Genomic DNA, 17162 nt, shown 5'->3' on the forward strand with positions numbered 1-17162 from the left:
ATCACCATCATTATGAGCGCAGCGAGTAATTGATCGGTATGCAGCACCTTGTTTCGCATTTATGTATATCTTGGCTAACAGGAAAGCTTTTGAAATGCCCAGGCATTAAACCGGGCCAACGAAGCATCGTTCCTTTTTCCTACCTTTCTAAAAGCCAAAAATTTGGAGGTATGGGCAATCGGTAGTGTCTACACGCAGTCAAAAACAAGGGGACTAGGCCAGCCTTAATTGCGCTAATTTCACTTATCGCCGTACAAGTCTCAATAGCTTTATTTAGTGTATCCACCAATGCTTCATGGCCATCATGAGGTGACACATCGGTCACACAAATTCCATGATATGTCTCGCCACACCAAATAAGATCATCAGAGTCTTCATCCGGAAACCATGCCTGATGGGTGCAGTTCGGTATCTTTTTCTTTAGCCGTTCTGTGAACTCCGTTGTCTCTTTCTCATTGGCCATGTACTGCATCCAGAAATAGACATAGGGATATAAAATACTCCCCACACATGCTTCATCAAGGTACGATTGATCTGAATTTTCTGGGTGTGCCAGAAGGTCGGCATAGTCCCTCAGACATGTTGGATACTGGGAGTTTATGATAAGAGCAAAAGTTGTTCGGTAGGAGATGGATTTTAGCCAAGGTAGGAAACGAGACTCTGACTGGGTTAGCTGAGCAAGATACATGACTAATGCAATCTCAATCATGTGATCATCTCGAATTGGCGAACTGAGAGTCGGATTAGAATTGATAACGGACACCATCGTATCCAGCGTGTGTTTAGTGCTCTCTGCTAAAGATTTCGAAAAATCCGGGTCGGCCTCCGGTAAACCCCTAGAGAAAAGATCGGTCCAAATACCGCGCATTGCCAATCTACCCAAGAGTTCAAACATCGCCAGATTAACATCAACAGACTCCCTTGATCGCACAGCTACAGATAGTGCGTGCGGTGTCCGACCATGGGTGTATGCCGTTTTCTGAAAGTACATCTCCGATGCTGTGAGGTACAGTTTCAGGAACTGATCCAAAACGAACATCAAGGACTCGTCATGCTTAGTCGGCCTTTTCTTTTGTTTTCTCTTTCGAATTGTATTCCAGCAAAACAGCATGCCAAGCTCGGAAACCTTGTAAGTGCTCTCCAGGTTTTCAGCCTCAATCGCCCAAGCTATCACTGCGTGCAAACAGATAAAGGATTGGCGTAACCTGAGAAGTTGGTCTTTGTCAGTGCAATGCTCTTCTGACAGGAGATTTCCGAGAAAGGCGCGCGCGTACTCGTAACAAGCATTAGGTTCATTGACCATTGCCACAGCCTTTTGAAAGTTCCGCCTCGGGTCCTCATCCAAAAGCTCACGGGCTAGGAGAGATCGCATCATGAGGTCAGCTAGTCGATCTCCATTCCACTCTTCGTAGCTGACTTTTTCCGTCGTGTACCGATCAGTGTATCCCGCCCAATTCATAAGAGCTGTTTCCTCCAGCTCTCCTCCGCAGCACAGGCAAATCTTGATCGGAAGGTCTGCGTACTCTCGCGCTATGTTGCTCCTTAGATAAACGTCTCTGATCTCATCCAGTTCTGGACGGACAGCCTGAATTCCAGTTGACCAATCGCTACGCGAAATGTTTCCCGCTTTGATACAGAATAGATATAGATATCTCTGTTTATCCTCGCCTTTTATCTTTCCAACCGCTGCTATATCTACACCGTTCTGCCTCGTCCCTATCATTGGCGTATTCAGTACGCGCAGTCCAATTTCAGAAAGTAAATTGGGCAAAACCGATTTATCTAAATCGCCGCGCTCCCTAAGCGACGCGAGGTACTCTTTCAAAATTATCTTCATTGCGAAACCTTTCGCTCAACTCGGAAAGCCATGAGCATTTCCTGAAAACCTACAGGGTCGATTACGGAAAGCCTGGGTAATTCAGCGCTGTAAGAGATCTCTGATAATGGCGTTATGTTGGGAAGTTTCTTTCCTCCTTCTCCCTGAATTATGGAAAGCGTTTTCTTGCCGTAAAGAAGCGTTTGGTGGGAAATCAATTGGGAGAATATTGACATCCTGTGTGCTTGTTTTTGGATATCCTTATTGCGCTCACGATCCTTCATCGCTGCGGCACGGCGCTGCGCAATTGTAGGAAGAAATTCGACCAGGTGTTCTGTTTGTTCAAGACCCGCAAGATAAGCGTCATGACGTTTTATGAGGCGCGCAATGCAGTCAGAGACCCGCTGTGATGGGTTTTTCACCTGTTCTTCAAGGAAATCTCGAAGATCACCACTGTAGCTAAGCAATAGCGGGTCATATAATAGTTTCTCTGCCTCTTCTCGCGCGGTCTTTTTTCCGTTTCTCACGATACTCAATAGAATTGAGGCGGCTGTTACCTCATGAAACCATAGAAAACCAACGCACTTCCGTGCCATGAAAAGCTGATCGACCAATTCACTCGGTAAAATCGCACTAGGAATGTCAACAGTTGTGTTTTTCTTGCCGCCTTCTCCAACCATACTCGCGAGAAATGCGCATAACTCATACTGACCACTATTAAGCCAACTGGAAAAAAGCTGAGCCGAATTGCCTGGATCCTCCCAAATCCATTGAGAAAAGTTGTAAAGCATGTTCGGCTCAATTGATTCCTCCAGCTTCGGGATTTGCGCAGCGAGGATATCTATTACTTTAGCAAGATCGCAGTCTCTTCTCTTGGAATGTAAAACGTGATCCAGCCAATGAAGGATTGCACGGGGATTCGAAACCTCTCCAGCGAGAGCCCCCAAAATTTGATCAATGCTCTCTGCTGCCAAGCCTTTTGGGTGATAAAACAGAGCAGCTGATATCTGAACTAACTCGTCACCCTCGTTTGCATTGATAACAGCTTCAAGGAACTCTTGTTGCCGGTATGATTCCGCCGGATCAAGCTTTTCCCATGTTATGAAAGCGGTTTCGATAGCGGAAGACCTGACGTTTTGATCGAAATTCAGTTTTATGGCTTGGCAGCATTCGTCTATGACGCGCTTTGCAACTACTTCGTTGTCTATATCAAGCCTCCCAAGAGCACCCAGCCCCACCGCGACAACGCTTTTGTTTGGGTGCTCCAGCAACTCGAAAGCAAGCGCTGTGCTCCCAAGGCCTTGGATTGCAAATACACAATGTGAAAGACACAATTCGTCGCAAGATTTAGCCTCCTCGACGATCAGCTTGGCCTTTTCAGGATTAGTTTCACACCATCTAACCAGTGAAGTATTTGGTAAGCCTGCTGCGCCGTCTGATCCCGCTTTACTTACAAGGGTGTGGACCAAGTTCAGTATCTCTTGATACGAACAATCTAGTTCGGGGATCGCCTGGTCAAACACATGTACAATCGACCAATAATCATTGTGAGAGAGGGCCTCAATAGCGGCCAGAGTGTCATCTGAAACCAGCGATATTTTTCCTGAATTATGAAGTTTGCATAACATAGGGCCGCATTCCCGCCTACGAATACGACTCTCAAAGGAAAGAATACAAGAGATCAACTCACCACGATGACCAGCATCTTCCAGTAGCTTGTGGATAGCGGATAGGGTTGTCACTAATCAATCACTTTAGTCGTCTACTCTTCGTGGGCAACGGGATAGCATAACGTTTTGCTTATGCTTTTCCTTTCAACCTGTCTATTTCAGAGTTGGCCTTTCGAATGATTTGTTCTTCGGTTGCGTGTCCGGCCGTCGTGACCAAATGCATCAAACTATCCGAAATGCCATTGTGAATCGATTTGGCCATATTACGGAAAACTAGTAATTTTTTAGCAAACTCGTCCCTGCCATGATCTGTATACAAATCCTGTCCATTCTCCCTCATCGAATTATGAACAACCCATTTTCTTAACGAGTTGAATTCTTTGAGATCGGAGAGCATTGAGTTTTGGACACGCCCAGTTCGCTCCAGCAAACCGATAAGCTGGCCCAAGGTTTTCCGACTAACTTTTTTCTGGTTCATTTCGGCATTTTCTCTGGTGATCCCATCGCAACCAAAGTGAATGCAGATAATAATGTAGAACTTGCAGAGAGAATCTTCGACATATTGCAGTTGCCAGATAGCCTCACCCGTAGCTCTATAGAAAAAGCCCAGCTCCGCAGAGTTAATCTCTCTTCTCATTTCTGCTCTCTACTTCCGCATAATGCAAAGTGAAGCGGCTCTCGTCAGGGGCGTCCGCCTTACGCGATCATTACTTGTATCCTATACTTTGGCGTGAAGCCTGATTCTGAGTCAAAAAAATACCGCTTTTCTTTTTCCTGATTCGCTTATCCAAGATCGCCTTGTTCCACTATTTCATAAATTTCATATGACTTGTAAGCCCTGTAAAGTTCCGTCGACGAAGTTTGTTGACAACTGTCGTCGATCTCCGCAAGTCAGGAAAGCTCGCAAATAGACACTGAGAACCAAATCTGAATGTTCGCTTTTGTTTAAAAACCGGACAGTTGCAGGCAGACTGAACCAGGCATGGGTTCAGCAGATCTAACTTACTGTTTTAAAGAACTTTGTCGGGAATCGAGAAAGTACCAAGGCCCAATCGAACAACTTCCGACTCGTTACGACCTTTTTCAATACGACGGCGGCCTGCACGAAAGGTACTGGCTCAATGGCTCTGGCAACTGCTATCGCTGGCTGGTACACGGGCCATGTCGTCTGTGACACAGGAGATCACGTGGCCAAGAGGGGGGGGGAAACTGGTACACAACCTGGTTTCGAAACTTGATCCAGACGCTGAGCATGTCATTTCCCCCGATAGCGTAAAAACAGCTCTGGAAGCTGAAACTGATCTGTAAATAAGAATCAGAGCTGAGGCGCCGCCTTCAGCTCTCATAGATCGCATCTTCCAGAATGCCGACGCCACCGACGACATCAATCATCTTTCGGGGCGACAGGCCACCGAACAGTGAATCAGGTGTATCAAACCAACGCTCAGCTTTCGTTCTGGAGCCGAATTTTTCCTCAGCCCCCAGGAGCAGATCCGCTTCAATCATCTGCCGGATTTTTCTCATCGGCAAATAGAGAGTTTCTTGACCATGGAACGAGCGCCCAATTTCCTGAAAATCATATTTCCGGAAAAAGTCTTCACTTTTCTGGGTTAACGGGTCAACGACTACGGCAACACCTAGCTGAGTGTGGGTAAAAAGCTCCCAGGACTGAAGCAGTGCCTCCACTAGCAGTTCTTCACCAACGCGCATTGGCGTGCCCTGATATTCATTATGAACACCGAACCAGGCTAACTTAAAAGCGGGTAATGGATAGTGGGGGTAGTTCCCCTGGATGTCTGTATGAGCCACCGTACAACTGGTTAGAGTGTAAAACCCAACTATTGGCGCTGGATGGCGATCCACCATTTCATCATCGAGTGCCACCCAGGTTCGATTGATGGATTGCTGGGCTTGCCGACTCGCCCGCTTTTTCAGGAATTCATTGACGTCAGCAAGCCCACAATCAAACGCTTTACGGTCGTGAAGTTTCTTGTTCAGTTCTTCTATAAAAAGCACTTTCCTGTTTCCGTTTATGTCGGCGGCGCATGGCTGCTGACAACGCTTCATTTGCTGTCTCTGGTGACTCGCATGTCGCCTTAAAGGCAGCAAAGGCCTCGCTGTTCAACCGCACAACTTCTGCTTCCTCGATTGCTCGACTGGCTTTTTCGCGAATTGCTTGCACTACAAAATCGCTCAAAGTTTTCGAGCCCACTAAAGCAGAAGCCCGCGCCGCAAGGTTCTTGATGTCTGGATCCAATCGTAGGTCCAGCCTTGCGACTTTATGCTGCATTTTTCCATCTGCTGGGAATTGCTCTGTAAAAGAGTTTTCCTCAGCATCTCCCGTTGTTGTGTTAGACAATATTTCTCTCTTTCTCCCGTGCCTTTGAAAGACACACATGAATTGTACGGATAATTACCGTACAGAGCAAGAAGCCATTTATTGTTTGAAGGATAGACCGCGCTCCTCAGCCTGTAACACACACCAGGCAGGTTCCAGTTCTCATAGCAGCGCCGAATCGAAACCAAGTCAGGCAACAACACCCTTCTACCCCACTTTCTAACACAATGGTAAAACGGTGTTGGACATGCCCCGTCCACGTGAACACAACCTAACTGGTGTCCAAGCCCATACCGTTGTCCCCTTCAGACACACTTACTAAAGCAGGTTCGATTGTAAGAATCCGCGACGGCACTAGGTAACAACCACGATCAAAAAGCAAAGGAACCGAAAGCCGAGCAGCTATCTGATAGACAGCATTTTTAACATTAGATTTGTTGGCGTTGAGCCGCTGCTTTTCCGAGAGAAAATCGACAACATTGCGGCCGGTGGGCGTGAGTAGGTGTTTGTGTTTTGCAACGGTTTGGCGGGAAAGTCCTGAAGCTTCTGCAACTGCCTTCTGTGTCAGTGCAACTCCCTGAGCTTCGAGATTGGTGACGGCTGTGCGAATCTTCTCCTCGGTTTTCTTGACGCGCTCTTTGTGCGTGTACCTGGCTGCTAAACGCTGCTTTTCTGGAAGCGGCATTGCGCGGTCTAACAGCATGGTGCCACGAGCGCAATCGGCGGCGCCGTAATACTTTGACCAGGTCCAGCGAGTAATTGACTTTACCGTCGCACGAACCTGGCTCTGGCGAAGCTTGCTCGATTTGTAGTGACGCCCGGAAAACCGATTTTTGCTCCGTGCGTACTGCTCTACCCTCTTTATAAAAGAGCTTTCAGAGCCCTGTTCGCGTTCCTGCCGCACGATCGCGTAGGCATAAAATCGAACCTGTTCGAACAACGTGCAATGTCGAGAATGGCTGACGGTTTCCAGGTCTGGAACACCTCGCCAGGGCGGCTCATATTCAAGCTCGCTCGCTGGCTGCAGCTCGCCAAGCGAATATTCGAAATTATGAAGCTCAGTAGTCTCCCACCAAGGGTGGCCTGGCGTCTTTGCCACAGGACCGCTGTATGCGAGATCCGCCCGTAACTTCTGTGCCAAGGAGCGATACACCGCTTTCATGAAATCAACCGGCTTCTGTCGAGCTCCTGGGCCGGAAAGAACCGGAGTGATCGCGTAGTAGAGGTGGGCACTGCTGGTTTTTGGGTTTCGCACGATCAGATTCGGGGGCGGCAATGCTGCGTCCTCCCAAATCATCGGATTATCATGGTCTAGATCGAAAACCAGCCAGGACACGACGTTCTTGCGATTGACCTGCATGTACGGCCAATTAACCGCATTAGCCCGCGGCTTAACGTAAGCTGCCGTTTTATTGTCGGAGCATCGACAAAGGTACGGCGCCTCGTTGAAGACACGAAATAAAGAGGAGCCTGGCTTCGAAAACGCCTCGTTCTCAGGCCTTTTATTAGGTGATGTCGCCACGCTGCATTTCCCTTTCCATGGGCAAACAGAGCGTGTAGAGAGGTGCTGTCGTCATTCTCTACCCTTATTTCTTGCAAAAGGGAGCTATGACGCGCTAATATGAAGGCTGTTCGTGTGGTCCTTCGTTTAGCGCGGAGCTCGCACATCAGGCACTCAAGTTGCAGCTTGGTGCCCATTTTTCTTGAAAGGCCCGATTTACCAGATCGGGCCTTTTCTTTTGCCTATTAGAAAATCATATTTAATTCCTGCTGAGGCTTGGATTCGGGCTCTACCAACCGAGGGATTCGGGAAACATCCGAACCCGTCTTTTCGTTTCGCCATCGATCATAATCTGCCTGCATCTCTAGCCATTTCACCGCTGGAACCCCGAAACCCGCTTCCAGGCGCAACGCCAAATCAACGGTTATATCGGCTTCACCCTTAATCAGACGGTAAAGAGTCATCCTTCCAATTTGGAGCGATTCGGCGGTCTGGCGCTTGCTCAATTCATGGCGCTCAACTTCGTGTCCCAGATGAATACCGGGGTGGATCGGGGCGGCGCTGTTCATTATTGCGGTTCCTCCGATGACAACCTTTCTGAAGTGTACCATACGCGATACACCGCGCAAGAATGTCTCAGAGAAACAACCCAAAGAAGGTTTGTCACAACCAGATGACGGCCCGCAGCAACCCAAAAACGGTGAAGAGCAACCCAATGACGGCCCTAAGCGCTTAGTTTTGTTGGCTCCATCACCGTGTTTAAACTGATTTCGCGAGCCCAATCTTTGACAACCTCGCAGGGCAGATTTCCGCCCTCCTCTGGCATGGTTGAAAGCACTTGATCAGCGAACAACTGATGGAGGCTCACAGCAATTGTTGAGCAGCGTCCAACTGGGAGCTCTATCTCTTCTCCAGGAAAGGCAATTGCCAGAATATTCAGTGCGATCGAATTCAGAACGTCGTTACTTCGGTTAGGCGTGCTAAACGATACCGAGGGATCCACCGAGACCGCTTGATAAAAATTGGTGGTGAACCCGCCCGTCTTCGCGTCCCGAAGACAGACAAACAGCGAGGTTGATACTGCGCGTCCTTTCGTCAGTGCAATCATCTTCATGCTTCCTTCAATATATGTCCGTATATACTGGAGAAGTCTATGTTACGGATTGTAAAGTGTCTGTAGTAAGAAACAGGCAAATCCTGCCTTAAAAAACCTACAGCGTTTTATCTCTCAGCCGGTGGCTCAGTAGAAAAATCCCGTTACGTGACTCCACACCGAGCTTTTCACAGAGGCGATTCACATAGGAACTAACGGTTTGCTGTTTCACTCCCAAAAAGTCACATATTTCCTTATTCGTCATGCCATCCCAAATCAGTTTTAGGGTTTGGCTTTCCCGCTGTGAAAGGGTATCCAAGGTGCTTTCACTGGACGACTTGGAGCTCGACAAAATACCCCCGGTCGCACCTCTGCCAACTCTGGTAATCAGGTGGAGAGCCTCGTCAAATCCTCGATGAAGGTCAATGTAACCAGCACAACCTTTCATTATCAGCACTTCAGGCGCCGACACTATGCCAATCACAATTATGTGTACGCCGGGAAAGCTAGCCATGATTTTCCGAATGTCTCTGAAACAAGATTGTTTGAGAAGATCGGCATCCACCAGGATTAAATCGGTCTCTTCCACGCTTTCCCAGAGTTCCACCAGCGATTCAACTTGGTTCGAAACGTAAAAGTCCGGTAGCTTGTTGATGCTGGAGCTAAACGCATCTGCAAGTATGCGAAAGGGATAGACGATAGTGACGCTTACATAGCCCATGTCGCCCTCCCTGATTCGGGCCCCATCAGGAGATCCCCTTTGAACCTTGCGTTGTCTGGCACCAGGAGTAGGCTGCCACCTAGCGGTTGGAGCTCCTGGATAACCAAAAGAAGAAGAGCGTTTCGCCGTATGGTTTTAGGATCCCGATCACCACACGGATCAAAAATGCTGTCCCCAAAAGGGGCGCCAGCATCAAAAGACAGAGATATCGTCCCGTTCGCGTGGCACTGTTTGAAAAAACTACTTCCCTGCCCTTCTGGGCATGCTTTGAGTAGCATCCACCAGTAAAAAAGCGCGCGTCGGCATGGATCGTTAAACTCTGACCCGAGCAACATCAAAGATTCGATGGATGAAAGAAAGTCGAGGATCAGCTCCTGTTCAGATGACGAATCTATCAGCAGCAAATCAGACCAATCGAATGGCCTGAAGAAGGCAGAAAGCTCCAAGGCCTGATAAAAAGAAGTTTGTACCGTGGAATTGAAACCCAAGGCCTCGCACATTTGTGCAACGCCTGAGATCCTGGACTTTTGAATAGATGACCAGCGATCGTTCCCCGCCGCAATACGCCGCAGCTCTCGGCTTCGCGCCTGCAGAAGTCTACCGTATGCCTTTACTATAAAATCTCGGACCTCGGCCGGATCCCAAGGCTTTTCAAGGTATCCGTCAATACCCGCCTCATTCACACAAATTTGAAGTGGGCCCACATCCGCATAGGCCGTCATAACCAGCCTGCGTATTGGCGGATAGCGCTTGCTAACCTCTTTTAAAACCTCGTCGCCAGTCATCCCAGGCATGCGTTGATCACTGATCAATACGTCAAACTGTTCACCGGCGTCCAGCGCGGTCAGCAACTCACTCCCTTCAAGAAAGGTCTTAATGTGAAAGTGCTCACCAAACTCCCATTGGAAAGCTCGCAAAGTTCTTGGTTCGTCATCAACAAAGGCCACTCTAATCTGAGGGGTGCTCATACGGCACGCCCCTCCACCATACGTTGAGCCGCCATAAGCGCGGAGTCTCGGAATAACTCTTTAATGGCTTTTGAGAGGCTGGCCAAATCAGAAATTCGAACCACACCGATCTGATTAACCGCGAGCTTGATCGCACCGGCAGACGGGTTTTCCGCGAGCAGTATTCGGTGTGTCGAAGTTTGGATCTGAGCAGGGTTCTTGAGCCAGGCTAAAGGCGGCTCATGCAGTATAAGGATCGCGCCGACCGGAAATGACGGTAGCGGTTGGCCATAGGAGTGAAAAATGACGTCGTCGCCAGGGAGGTGACGACCGATCACATCAGGTTGCCCTGAAATACAGTGAATCACGCACAGTCCTTGTGGTGTTGGACGGTTTAAGGCGTCCATTTTTCTGCATCAGCAAAGTTAAATCTGCTGACTAGTGCCCATTTCAGCGATATGTTGTCCCGAATTGTGGCTCCGTGCCCGGAAATACCAATCGCCATCTAGTATTTTACACGCAAAGGATTTCAAAGGAAGATTTGGATATGGCGCCTCTGCCCCCAAGGGAAATAGCGATCAATGGTTTCAGATGCCTTGCATTCAATGAGAACGCGCCAGGCACTCCCGTTGTATTAATCCATGGTCTTCTTTGTTCTATTTATTTTTGGTGGCCTTCCCATCTATCTGTATTCGGCGACCGCCCAATCTTCGTCATTGGTTTGCCTGGTCACTATCCATCGGCCTCACTTAGCCCTTCATCAAAACTGTCCACTGAGAGTCTTGCCAGTTCGGTACTTGAACAAATTAACCAGCTACTTGGATCCACGACATCGTTTATCCTGGTAGGACACTCAACAGGCGCGCATGCTGCGATAGCGGCCGCAGCCGTGGTGCCCGAGCGAGTTCGAGGTCTCGTATCAATAGGTGGAGCAGTAACCGGAAAGGAAGAAGGCGGCATCTACGCTGCTTTTCAATGGATGGCAAACAAGCTGGGCGGTTTAGGCCGAGCTTTGATTTCACCAACGTTGCGGGTCAGCTCCCTAACTTTGGGCGTTCACAAACTGTTCATTGGTGATGTACTGGCAGAGCCCAAAAGCGTCATCAATCGACCCGACTTTCAAGCCTACTTGCCCTACTATTTCCCCGCTCTTCAGAAAATCAGCGGCGTATCCATGGGCATCTATTTTAGAGACTTGGCCAACATGGACCTCAGCCACATCATTCCGAGCATTCAATGTCCAGTGTTGGTAATGTGTGGCAACCGCGACCCGTATGTGTCCCTAGAACGAACTAAAGAGCTTTCAGATCTATTCCCCAACAGTAGTCTGGCGCTCATTGATGGGAGTGGGCACATGCCGATGTTTGAAAACTGGCCTCAATACCAGTCCGCTATTGAATCCTTTATGGCCAGGGTGGGCCAAAGTAATGCTCAAGTCGCTCACGCGTAGCCTCACGCAGTTCAGCCCGGCTTTCGGTGATGTATCTCACTTAGAGCATTATCGCCCCGCTTATAAACAGAAAAACCTGGCTGATCGAGCTTACCTCAATCGAATTGGCTGCCTGATCTCGATTGTGATCGTAACTCTCGGCATCCCTCTGGATTACGTTGTTTACCCTGAGCAGTTTGTGCAGTTTGCGTTCCTGCGTGTCGCAGAAGTCGCTTTTCTTATGGCGATGTACTGCATTACCACCTTGCCATCCGTGAAGCCCTATCTATTCCTGGTCACAACAGCCTTCACTTCATCGGTTATTTTAACGGTAGTGATCATTATCTATCAGACTGATGGAGCGACTTCGACCTACTATGCCGGCATCAATCTTGTGTTGCTCGGCATCGGATTTATGTTGGGGCTCTCATTCAAAGAAGCGCTGTTCTACACCTGTTTAACCCTTGCAAGCTATTTGGCTGTAAGCGCAGCCTCCGGAATCCCTGACGGTGCTTGGCGCATCGTGATTAATAACTCTTACTTCATATTTCTCACCGGTGTAGTTGCCAACATTGCTGCTTACTTTTCAGAGCGAGAGCGTTTTTATACGTTTTGCCAAGAGCAGGAAATTCAGCGGAAGAATTCCGAGCTGAAGGAAATGGATCGCCTGAAATCAGAATTCCTTGCTAACGTCTCCCACGAGCTCCGCACGCCCCTTACAGTCATCGTTGGTCCTGCTAAACACCTGCTGGAAAACGAGGGCAACCAACTGTCCGAGCATTCCCGCGAGGTTATCGAGCGAATCGTCAGAAATGGCTCCCGATTGATTAAGCTGGTGAATGATGTTCTTGAAGTGATGAGCTTTGAGTCCGGCAAAAAGCACGCGAAACTCTCACCACTAGCCTTTGATCGCGTCGTTAAATCCACGGCGGACCAACTCTCGGCTCTATTCCACTCTCAAAGTGGGCGGAAACTCCAAGTAAACATTGGTGATGAGGTCATTCCCGTGATGGGCAGTGAAATGCAGCTGGAGCGTGTCTGCTTTAACCTCATACAGAACGCCTACAAGTTTTCGCCAGCAAAAAACGGAGAAGTCAGCGTGTCCCTGGTCAGGCAAGGGAGCAAGGCGGTGCTTACCGTGAAAGATAATGGCATTGGCATTGACCCGAAAGACCACAAAGTAATTTTCGAGAGATACCGTCAAGCCGACGGATCGCAGACCCGCCGGTACCACGGAACAGGCATAGGATTGGCCCTCGTTAGAGAGATCGTCTCAGCCCATGGCGGAAGCATCGATGTTTCCAGCAAACCCAATTTTGGAGCGACGTTTACTGTCTCCTTCCCTATTACAAACCAGTTAATCGATGAAACCTTCTCGACAGAGGATGAAAGAGTTGACCTCTTCCGAAGTGCAGAAGTTGACTGTCTCTACAGCTTCGAACAACGATCTGCCGTGAGCGCCGGCAATAAGCCATTGTGTCTCGTTGTTGATGATGAGCCAGATATGGCCGCCTATATCAGAACAGTGTTGGCGTCGGAATTCGAGGTACAGATCGCCGTTGACGCCTACGAGGGCCAGAAGCTGTTTGAGCAGACCAGGCCAAGCTGCGTGATCAGTGATCAGATGCTTCCTGGAATGAGTGGTGCGGAGTTTGTCGCCTGGTGCAGGCGCCAGCCGAATGGCCAAACAGTCCCGATCATTATGCTGACCGCTAAAAACGATCCACTGACAAAACAGGCGGCGATCGATGCGGGATCCGATGCATTTCTAGGAAAGCCGTTTGATGCAATCGCTCTCCGTAAATCGCTTGCCGACCTCATGAAAAGTTCGGATAGAGGCGTCATCGCCCGCTCGAAACTCGTAATCGTTGATGATGAGGACGACATCGCTGCAGTCCTAGTAGACCTCTTCCAAAGCAGCTACGACATTATTCGTGTTGCCGACGGGGGATCCGCGGTTGAAACCATACGTGAATGCCAACCCTCGGCTGTGCTTCTCGACCACATGCTGCCAGACAAAGATGGCATCGACATACTTACAGAGTTGAAAGCAAGCAACGAGCTGCGATCAATTCCCGTAATACTTCTCACAGCGAACACAAAGAGCAATGTTAAAGAGCAGGCTCTAAAGCTTGGCGTTGATGACTTTTTATCAAAGCCGTTTTCTGGCCCAGAACTCACCACGCGAGTTTTCAATTTAGTGCAACGCACTCGCCTCGAAAGGCTGCTGGAAAGCAAAAACAGCGAACTCGAAAAGGCAATCTGCGAACTCAAAGCCAGTGAGGCTCAACTAATCCACTCAGAGCGCTGGAGAACACTCAACCACTTTGCCGGCGCACTCATCCATGAAATTGGGAACCCTCTGAATTACGCCCTGTCTGCTGCGCGTGTAGCCGCTAACCACAGTGACGATGCCGTGCGGGTTGAAGCTTTGGCCGACGCCACAGAGGGGCTTCAACGCATTCAGCTAATGGTGCGCGAGCTTAGAGATTTCCTTGCCCCTACCGCAACGCCATCTTTAGAGCTGAGACCGATATCATTGGTGGAGGTAATTGCGCGGGCAGCAAAACTGAACGCAGATCGTATGAGCCAGGTGACGCTCTCTGTGAGGGACGTCGAAGTAGAGGTTGTGGCGTCTGACTCCGCGCTTATGCATGTTCTCGGGAATCTGATCGATAATGCCCTTTACGCCATTTTGGAGAAACCAGTGGCTGACCCCCGCATCGATATCCAGGGGGCAATTGATGAAGAAGGACGATTTGTAACCCTCTCAGTTTCCGACAATGGCCCAGGTGTCCCTGCACATCTTGGCTCACAAATCTTTGAGCCCTTCATCCACTCCAACAAATCAAGCGGCCTCGGCCTCGGCCTATCTATTTGCAAGACGCTAATCGATAAAATGGGTGGGCTTATCGTTCTGGAACCCACTGACCATGGGGCCACCTTTAAAATAACGCTGCCTCTCGCACATCAGAGCCAGCCATCCCCGCTACTTACTGCATTACCTGAGACCATCTAGCCTGCATGCCCTTTGGCGCTGGGTTGTATATCGCAAACGGATTAATTCATATAAAATTAATTGGTTTCGTACACAACTATAAATTCAATCGTAATTGATTGGATTGAATTCTCTAACCAGTTGCAGCACCGGACGCCGCCATGATTGCCACGCCGGTGTGCAAACAGTGAGGCAGTAGATGACGACCGCGAAAAAAGCTGAGAGAACCCTTCAACAAGTAAAAATGCCAGATGACCTTCACAGAGCAATCAAAATGAAGGCCGTGCAAGATGACGTTTTAATGCAAGAAGTGTTCGATGAAGCAATGGAGAAACTAATCGCGGACAGAAAAATCAAGAAGATCCAGTACCTTGCCTCCCCGCGCGAGGGCAAATCCAGATCCTTTTGGCTACGGGACTCTATACTTGCCGAAGTACAATCGGCGGCAGAGCAAGACGACGTGCCTGTAAACCGGGTCGAATACACTGCCCTGGTTCGCTTTTTCGAATAGCTCCCAAAATGTCAATTTCCTCGATAGTCTCGCAAAGTAACATTTTATTTTAGACATTTTCATATAATGCTATATAATTCCTGTTGATCCGTCGCGGCACGCCATGGACGGTGCCCATCAACTCACCAGGAAGCGACACCATTGGACACGCATGAGACTCTCAAGCAACTAAAGTTGGGTGAAGACACTCGATCTGCGTTGAAATCCTATGCTGCTCAAGAAGGGATTTTTTTAAAGCAACTCTACCGCGATGCCGTGAGTTGGTTTCTCGCATCAAACGACCCTGAATACCTTGCCTCTCCCCGCGACGGCGTCTATATCAGCATTTGGTTGCCGAACCCTATCGTCATGGAAGTGAAAACCCGAGCCGAAGAAGACAGTCAGCCGCAAAACCGCGTCATTTACACCTCCCTGGTGAAGTACCTCGCGAAGAAGTCGAAAAAAATCATATAAAACTATATACGAGCGTATAAACCTATCATATACTCCATCTGTGTAAGTCACCGCCTGTAGGTTGCACAGATTATATGAAAACGACTAACTCTATATTACTAGCGGCCGCACTCCTGAGCGGGATTACCACCCCCGCTCTGGCCAGCAAGCCCAAAAGCGAAGTGGTTTTCGATGAAGGCACTTGGGTCATTCTGGACCATGCTCGCCTCCCCAAGCCCAAGTTAGAAAAAATCGCGCGCGGTGTTCATATCGATCCTCGGCTCTTGCAGGAGCTGACCAAACCTCAATCACGGAAGTCTTCCAAATGAAATGCTCTCGAATGATCTCGGCAATCCTTCTGATTGCGCTCTCAATCACAGCCCATGCAACGACCATCGAAGAGGTTAAGAACACCCTGGCTGCAAAGTTCACCAATTCTAAGATCCACGATGTCAGGCCTGGCCCTATCGATGGCCTTTACGAGGTGACGTTGAGCGGAGCCCAGGTGATTTACTTCTCGGCGGAAAATAATGCTCTGGTGTTCGGGGAGATTTATGACCTTGAAGGTCAATCGCTAACTGCAGAAGCCATTGCGCGAGCAAACCGCCTCCGGCTTGAAGACCTCCCTTATGACCAGGCGCTCGTTCTTGGCCCCGAGAACGGCGTTCCCATTATCGAGTTCACAGACCCGGATTGCCCCTATTGCCTTCGCTACGACGAATTCATACGCGATTCGGCAGTACCAGTTAAGCGCGTGATTTTCTTCATGACAGCGATTCATCCTCAAACCGCACCGGCCAAAGCCCAACACATCCTGTGTTCGGAAGACAAAGCCGCTGCCTTTGATGACATCTATTTGCGTCGAATCAAGCCTACAGCGACCTGTGACACCGGTGCTGAGCAGCTTCAGGTTCACGCCAACGTATCGAGTCAGTGGCGAGTTCAAGGAACACCGACACTGATCCTCGATGGGAGCCCTGTGACGGGCTTTAGGAAAGAGGTAATCGCCAATTACCTCGCCAACAAAACCAAGGAGAGTTAAAAATGAAAGTGTGTGCTTCTCAAACTGCTCACGCAGAACTGTCTCGCCTGAGCGCCATTGCCAAAGCCCGTTTTGGCTCATTCCGCTCCGCTGCCCCGGTAGCTGCCGTACCCATGCTCGTGCTGGGTTCGATGACTGCCAGCGCAATCACAGCTCCAGCTGCCGGTACCTTCGCATTTGACCTGTACGACGTGGCTGTAAACGACATGCTGAAAGGCCCTGTCGGGTTCGTCGGCGGCCTGGCTGCGATTGTTCTTTCAGCAGTCCAGATCACCAAGAACTGGATGCTTGCTGCCGGTGGCGTTCTGGGCGGTACCGCCATGATCAAGGCTGACAGCATCACAACTTCGCTTGGCATGATCATCTAAGCGAGCAATGACCGGAGGCCGACCATGAACGAATCACGACTACCGATTTACCTTCATCAGCCGCTTCAAGTCCTTTGGTTTGACGCGCATGAAATGGCGATCATCGTGATTTTTTATCTTGGCGCCGCCATCTTTGGTGGCCTCGCCTGGATAACGCTGTTCATTGGTCCGGCCCTCCTTATTCCTATGAAACGAAAACGCGCCCGAGGCTGGTTCAGCCATCTGGCCTATGCCAACGGGTTCTTTGAACTCAAAGGCTATCCCGTTCCCACTGCCACCAAATTTCACGAGTGACC

The 17162-nt window shown here is 49.4% G+C and carries 18 protein-coding genes; 7 read left to right on the forward strand and 11 right to left on the reverse strand.

The window, feature by feature from the left end; genetic code table 11:
* Positions 1 to 139: 139 nt before the first annotated feature.
* The 11 genes from AXW11_RS13295 to AXW11_RS13345 all read right to left on the reverse strand — a co-directional run bounded on the left by AXW11_RS13295 (position 140) and on the right by AXW11_RS13345 (position 10493).
* On the reverse strand, positions 140 to 1837 hold the full coding sequence (locus AXW11_RS13295; RefSeq protein ID WP_091643581.1) for a hypothetical protein: 1698 nt from the start codon (positions 1835 to 1837) through the stop codon (positions 140 to 142).
* On the reverse strand, positions 1834 to 3444 hold the full coding sequence (locus AXW11_RS13300; protein WP_220387389.1) for a hypothetical protein: 1611 nt from the start codon (positions 3442 to 3444) through the stop codon (positions 1834 to 1836). The genes AXW11_RS13295 and AXW11_RS13300 overlap by 4 nt, the downstream gene beginning before the upstream one ends.
* A gap of 172 nt (positions 3445 to 3616) precedes the next feature.
* Positions 3617 to 4123 (reverse strand): hypothetical protein, encoded by a 507-nt coding sequence (locus AXW11_RS13305; RefSeq protein ID WP_091643586.1) that lies wholly within the window; start codon positions 4121 to 4123, stop codon positions 3617 to 3619.
* 698 nt (positions 4124 to 4821) lie between these two features.
* Entirely contained in the window at positions 4822 to 5502 is a 681-nt protein-coding gene (locus AXW11_RS13310) for an antitoxin Xre/MbcA/ParS toxin-binding domain-containing protein (protein WP_143071167.1), read from the reverse strand.
* On the reverse strand, positions 5459 to 5845 hold the full coding sequence (locus tag AXW11_RS13315) for a type II toxin-antitoxin system TacA family antitoxin (protein WP_228210970.1): 387 nt from the start codon (positions 5843 to 5845) through the stop codon (positions 5459 to 5461). Before AXW11_RS13315 ends, AXW11_RS13310 begins: the two co-directional genes overlap by 44 nt.
* Positions 5846 to 6095: 250 nt before the next feature.
* Complete coding sequence (locus AXW11_RS13320; protein ID WP_091643594.1) at positions 6096 to 7346, reverse strand: replication initiation protein; 1251 nt, start codon at positions 7344 to 7346, stop codon at positions 6096 to 6098.
* Between the two features lie 224 nt (positions 7347 to 7570).
* A complete protein-coding gene (locus tag AXW11_RS13325) occupies positions 7571 to 7894 on the reverse strand; it encodes a HigA family addiction module antitoxin (protein ID WP_158254302.1) in 324 nt (107 codons plus the stop codon).
* Positions 7895 to 8049: 155 nt separating this feature from the next.
* Positions 8050 to 8433 (reverse strand): hypothetical protein, encoded by a 384-nt coding sequence (locus tag AXW11_RS13330; protein ID WP_091643599.1) that lies wholly within the window; start codon positions 8431 to 8433, stop codon positions 8050 to 8052.
* Positions 8434 to 8536: 103 nt separating this feature from the next.
* A complete protein-coding gene (locus AXW11_RS13335) occupies positions 8537 to 9139 on the reverse strand; it encodes a helix-turn-helix transcriptional regulator (RefSeq protein WP_091643602.1) in 603 nt (200 codons plus the stop codon).
* The gene (locus AXW11_RS13340; protein WP_091643606.1) at positions 9127 to 10107 is read right to left on the reverse strand and encodes a response regulator; all 981 of its coding nucleotides are present in this window, start codon (positions 10105 to 10107) and stop codon (positions 9127 to 9129) included. Before AXW11_RS13340 ends, AXW11_RS13335 begins: the two co-directional genes overlap by 13 nt.
* Positions 10104 to 10493 carry a hypothetical protein gene (locus AXW11_RS13345; RefSeq protein ID WP_143071168.1) on the reverse strand — a complete coding sequence of 130 codons (390 nt, stop codon included), beginning with the start codon at positions 10491 to 10493 and terminating at the stop codon, positions 10104 to 10106. The genes AXW11_RS13340 and AXW11_RS13345 overlap by 4 nt, the downstream gene beginning before the upstream one ends.
* A 140-nt stretch (positions 10494 to 10633) precedes the next feature.
* Here AXW11_RS13345 and AXW11_RS13350 point away from each other — a divergent pair, with 140 nt between their 5' ends.
* The 7 genes from AXW11_RS13350 (at position 10634) to AXW11_RS13380 (ending at position 17160) form a co-directional block, all read left to right on the forward strand.
* Positions 10634 to 11536 carry an alpha/beta fold hydrolase gene (locus AXW11_RS13350; protein WP_091643611.1) on the forward strand — a complete coding sequence of 301 codons (903 nt, stop codon included), beginning with the start codon at positions 10634 to 10636 and terminating at the stop codon, positions 11534 to 11536.
* Complete coding sequence (locus tag AXW11_RS13355) at positions 11514 to 14534, forward strand: ATP-binding protein (protein ID WP_177190647.1); 3021 nt, start codon at positions 11514 to 11516, stop codon at positions 14532 to 14534. The genes AXW11_RS13350 and AXW11_RS13355 overlap by 23 nt, the downstream gene beginning before the upstream one ends.
* Before the next feature lie 178 nt (positions 14535 to 14712).
* The gene (locus AXW11_RS13360; protein WP_091643616.1) at positions 14713 to 15024 is read left to right on the forward strand and encodes a hypothetical protein; all 312 of its coding nucleotides are present in this window, start codon (positions 14713 to 14715) and stop codon (positions 15022 to 15024) included.
* Positions 15025 to 15165: 141 nt separating this feature from the next.
* Positions 15166 to 15477 (forward strand): hypothetical protein, encoded by a 312-nt coding sequence (locus AXW11_RS13365; RefSeq protein WP_091643619.1) that lies wholly within the window; start codon positions 15166 to 15168, stop codon positions 15475 to 15477.
* Between the two features lie 319 nt (positions 15478 to 15796).
* Complete coding sequence (locus tag AXW11_RS13370; RefSeq protein WP_170005834.1) at positions 15797 to 16498, forward strand: DsbC family protein; 702 nt, start codon at positions 15797 to 15799, stop codon at positions 16496 to 16498.
* 2 nt (positions 16499 to 16500) lie between these two features.
* Positions 16501 to 16866: a hypothetical protein gene (locus tag AXW11_RS13375; RefSeq protein ID WP_220387390.1), complete on the forward strand. Its 366-nt coding sequence runs from the start codon at positions 16501 to 16503 to the stop codon at positions 16864 to 16866.
* A 24-nt stretch (positions 16867 to 16890) separates the two neighbouring features.
* Positions 16891 to 17160 carry a type IV conjugative transfer system protein TraL gene (locus AXW11_RS13380; RefSeq protein ID WP_091643629.1) on the forward strand — a complete coding sequence of 90 codons (270 nt, stop codon included), beginning with the start codon at positions 16891 to 16893 and terminating at the stop codon, positions 17158 to 17160.
* Positions 17161 to 17162 lie beyond the last annotated feature (2 nt).

The organism is Marinobacter sp. Hex_13 (assembly GCF_001566815.1).
In the GTDB taxonomy this organism is placed as follows: Bacteria; Pseudomonadota; Gammaproteobacteria; order Pseudomonadales; family Oleiphilaceae; genus Marinobacter; species Marinobacter salarius.

What these genes read in the sequence shown, in the direction of transcription:
- AXW11_RS13335 (WP_091643602.1), bottom strand. Translation starts at nt 9,139, where the DNA reads ATGGGCTATGTAAGCGTCACTATCGTCTATCCCTTTCGCATACTTGCA.
- AXW11_RS13340 (WP_091643606.1), bottom strand. Translation starts at nt 10,107, where the DNA reads ATGAGCACCCCTCAGATTAGAGTGGCCTTTGTTGATGACGAACCAAGA.
- AXW11_RS13360 (WP_091643616.1), top strand. Translation starts at nt 14,713, where the DNA reads ATGACGACCGCGAAAAAAGCTGAGAGAACCCTTCAACAAGTAAAAATG.
- AXW11_RS13380 (WP_091643629.1), top strand. Translation starts at nt 16,891, where the DNA reads ATGAACGAATCACGACTACCGATTTACCTTCATCAGCCGCTTCAAGTC.
- AXW11_RS13350 (WP_091643611.1), top strand. Translation starts at nt 10,634, where the DNA reads ATGGCGCCTCTGCCCCCAAGGGAAATAGCGATCAATGGTTTCAGATGC.
- AXW11_RS13330 (WP_091643599.1), bottom strand. Translation starts at nt 8,433, where the DNA reads ATGATTGCACTGACGAAAGGACGCGCAGTATCAACCTCGCTGTTTGTC.
- AXW11_RS13370 (WP_170005834.1), top strand. Translation starts at nt 15,797, where the DNA reads ATGATCTCGGCAATCCTTCTGATTGCGCTCTCAATCACAGCCCATGCA.
- AXW11_RS13345 (WP_143071168.1), bottom strand. Translation starts at nt 10,493, where the DNA reads ATGGACGCCTTAAACCGTCCAACACCACAAGGACTGTGCGTGATTCAC.
- AXW11_RS13375 (WP_220387390.1), top strand. Translation starts at nt 16,501, where the DNA reads ATGAAAGTGTGTGCTTCTCAAACTGCTCACGCAGAACTGTCTCGCCTG.
- AXW11_RS13295 (WP_091643581.1), bottom strand. Translation starts at nt 1,837, where the DNA reads ATGAAGATAATTTTGAAAGAGTACCTCGCGTCGCTTAGGGAGCGCGGC.
- AXW11_RS13325 (WP_158254302.1), bottom strand. Translation starts at nt 7,894, where the DNA reads ATGAACAGCGCCGCCCCGATCCACCCCGGTATTCATCTGGGACACGAA.
- AXW11_RS13355 (WP_177190647.1), top strand. Translation starts at nt 11,514, where the DNA reads ATGCTCAAGTCGCTCACGCGTAGCCTCACGCAGTTCAGCCCGGCTTTC.
- AXW11_RS13300 (WP_220387389.1), bottom strand. Translation starts at nt 3,444, where the DNA reads ATGTTATGCAAACTTCATAATTCAGGAAAAATATCGCTGGTTTCAGAT.
- AXW11_RS13305 (WP_091643586.1), bottom strand. Translation starts at nt 4,123, where the DNA reads ATGAGAAGAGAGATTAACTCTGCGGAGCTGGGCTTTTTCTATAGAGCT.